Origin of the sequence: Methanobacterium formicicum (genome assembly GCF_029848115.1) — an archaeon.
In the GTDB taxonomy this organism is placed as follows: domain Archaea; phylum Methanobacteriota; class Methanobacteria; order Methanobacteriales; family Methanobacteriaceae; genus Methanobacterium; species Methanobacterium formicicum.
In genome coordinates, this window is record NZ_JARVXG010000019.1 from 1 (window position 1) to 2,500 (window position 2,500).

General features: G+C 40.6%; 4 protein-coding genes and 1 pseudogene (1 of these 5 cut by a window edge). 1 reads left to right on the forward strand and 4 read right to left on the reverse strand.

The window, feature by feature from the left end; genetic code table 11:
* Window positions 1-317 (forward strand): annotated as a pseudogene (locus QC759_RS00845) (malate dehydrogenase); the annotation flags it as partial.
* Window positions 318-491: 174 nt separating this feature from the next.
* On the opposite strand, the gene QC759_RS00850 reads toward QC759_RS00845, so the two are convergent.
* The 4 genes from QC759_RS00850 to QC759_RS00865 form a co-directional block, all read right to left on the reverse strand.
* Window positions 492-782 carry a hypothetical protein gene (locus tag QC759_RS00850; RefSeq protein WP_048072245.1) on the reverse strand — a complete coding sequence of 97 codons (291 nt, stop codon included), beginning with the start codon at window positions 780-782 and terminating at the stop codon, window positions 492-494.
* Between the two features lie 483 nt (window positions 783-1,265).
* Window positions 1,266-2,018: an MIP/aquaporin family protein gene (locus QC759_RS00855; protein ID WP_048072246.1), complete on the reverse strand. Its 753-nt coding sequence runs from the start codon at window positions 2,016-2,018 to the stop codon at window positions 1,266-1,268.
* A 5-nt stretch (window positions 2,019-2,023) separates the two neighbouring features.
* Entirely contained in the window at window positions 2,024-2,248 is a 225-nt protein-coding gene (locus QC759_RS00860) for a DUF2180 family protein (RefSeq protein ID WP_048072247.1), read from the reverse strand.
* A gap of 76 nt (window positions 2,249-2,324) precedes the next feature.
* On the reverse strand, window positions 2,325-2,500 hold the final stretch of the coding sequence (locus tag QC759_RS00865) for a DUF2193 domain-containing protein (protein ID WP_048072248.1). Its footprint extends 1,324 nt past the window's final position; 176 of the gene's 1,500 nt are visible here — the last part of the coding sequence; the start codon falls outside the window, past its right edge — the gene reads right to left on this strand; the stop codon is at window positions 2,325-2,327.

A 2,500-nucleotide genomic window follows, 5' to 3' on the forward strand; every position in this document is an offset into this window, starting at 1 on the left:
ACGCCGGTAGCTACGTAATTAACAAGAAGGGGGCCACTGAGTACGGGCCTGCCTTTGCTATTTCCAACACAGTGAAAACCATCATAAACGATGAAAAGAGAATACTAACCCTCACCACATTTTTAGATGGTGAAATAGACGAAGTAAGTGATGTGTGTCTGGGAGTACCTGTTAAATTAGGTATAAATGGAGTAGAAAGAGTAATCAGTGTCAAAATGACTGATAATGAACTGGAAGATTTTAAAACTGCTGCCAAAGTGGTTAAAAAATCCACAGAAGAAGTAATGGCCTCACTGGACGAAGATGTTAAGGATTAAGGCTTTTTTTGATTGAATTTTTTATTAATCCTTTCTAATTTTAAAATTAAATAGTGCTCCCTATACTAAATACAAAAAACTTAAAAAAAAGATATTTGGGGGTTAATTGAACCCGGTTTGGGTTTAACCCAATATGTTTTATTTATTCAACCGCTTTGAGGTTCAGTCTGTGTGTTAGGTTGTAATGTTGGTTTGGGTATTGGTTTGAGTATTGGGTTGTGTGTTAGATTGGGTGTTGGTAGCTGTATTCTTGGTTGTAGTGGTTTTAGCGGTGTTGGTTTTGTAGTAGGATGAGGTTGAGCTGTCATCTTCATAATTACTACCGGCATCACTGGAACTGTTGGTTATATTAAGGGTGAAATTTCCAGCAGAATTCATTATACCCGTGAAATAACCTCCAACAAATCCTCCGGCGAGTACAACGACTAGTAATACTGCTACCCAATTGATAGGTATTTCTCTCATATATAGTCACTCCATAATCTGCATGAATGGATATTAAAATTTAGATATCCCTGTATCCTGAATAATTCTCTTTAATGTTAGTCGTGAAAATTAGGATATTTCAGTTGCAATATACTTTTACCACACCCTTTAATAAGCTTATCCCCATTTTAAGATTAAATTTTAGGGGGTAAATTATCCTGTTTATGAATATTACCCGGTTAAATTAGGGGTGGAAATTTTTTAAATCATTGTTTTTCAAAAATAATTGTTCTCCAAGTTATATTTTTGCGGATTAATCTCTATTTTTATCTGTTTAAAAGTAGTTTTAAGGTTTAGAGTAGTCTAAGTTTAAAGTATGTTTATTTTTTCTTGAAAATAAGAATTCAAAGAATAAAAAAAATAAGGGAAGGTTATTCAATTCCCTCTATTGTTCTCGGTTAGGTTATCCCTAATTTTGCTGATGGTGCCCTAAATAGGGCTTTTTGCACCCTTGAATAGGAATTACCCTGTCTGCGGTGTTTCGGAAAGATAGTTATAGACAAAAGCTGCTAAAACTGCCCCTACTATGGGCCCTATGATGTATATAGGGAAGTAGGCCCACAGATTGGAACCTCCCAGAAGTAGATCTCCCAGGTAAGGTCCAAAGGTCCGGGCAGGGTTGAGTGATGCTCCGGTTATGTTCCCCAGGGTGGTGATAGCACCGGCAACAGTTAAACCAATTATCAGTCCGGCAAAACCAGGAGGTGCATCCCTATCCACTGCCACTCCCATTATAGCCAGCATTAGTATGAAAGTTCCAATAGCTTCGGCCACTATGGCCTGCAGGTAACCGATACCCTCAAAGGGCGCTGTGGCACCTAAACCTCCCGTGGTTACTGCTCCCATTCCAATGATGTAGGCCAGGGCCAAACTGGCCAGGGCTGCTCCTATAAGTTGGGCTACCACGTAGGGCACAACATCCCGTGATGGGAATTTTTTCACGGACCACAGGGCAATGGTAACTGCCGGGTTAATATGACAACCCGATACCTTTCCAAAACCATAAATACACGCTGAAATAGCTAATCCAAAAGCCAGTCCTATGGCTAGCCAATCACCAAGCCCTCCCAGCGCACCTATTCCAATGTTAAATGAATTGGGTGGTGTTTGACCTTGACTTATCATCAGGGTAATGATGGCAGCACCGGTACCAAAAAAGACAAGGATAAATGTTCCAATAAGTTCGGCTACTGATCTTTTCATTAAAGAAACCATCTTATTTACCCTCCTTTAGGTTCTCCTTTTTTAAGGGCTGTTGCACAGTATTTACATAGTATTCTAGGCAGGGTTTCCTCTACTTTCTCTGCAGGGAAAGGATATCCCCCTGTCCATAATTCAGTTTCCTGACGAATGGCATGATCCATACACAGCCCCATACCACATACTATGCAGATGGCCACGGCATCGGTGGATTTACCCTCCTCAGCACAAATATAACACTTCATTTTTTACCCCCTGAAAATTTTAGTTTAATCTAAAAATGGAAGATCAGTGACCCAAGGGGGTCACTTAAATACTGATTTAAACTGCTTCTCTCCACTGGCAGTGGTTGTGTCGGAAGTCTACCAGGGTTGCTGCTGCGCAGTTTTTACAGGTCCTTGCTGGTGAAGCAGGACTTTCTTTGTGCAAGGCTATGATGTTGGTCATCAGGGTGGCGGTTACTGGTTCACTGGTGAGCAGGCAGGGGTAATCAGCCA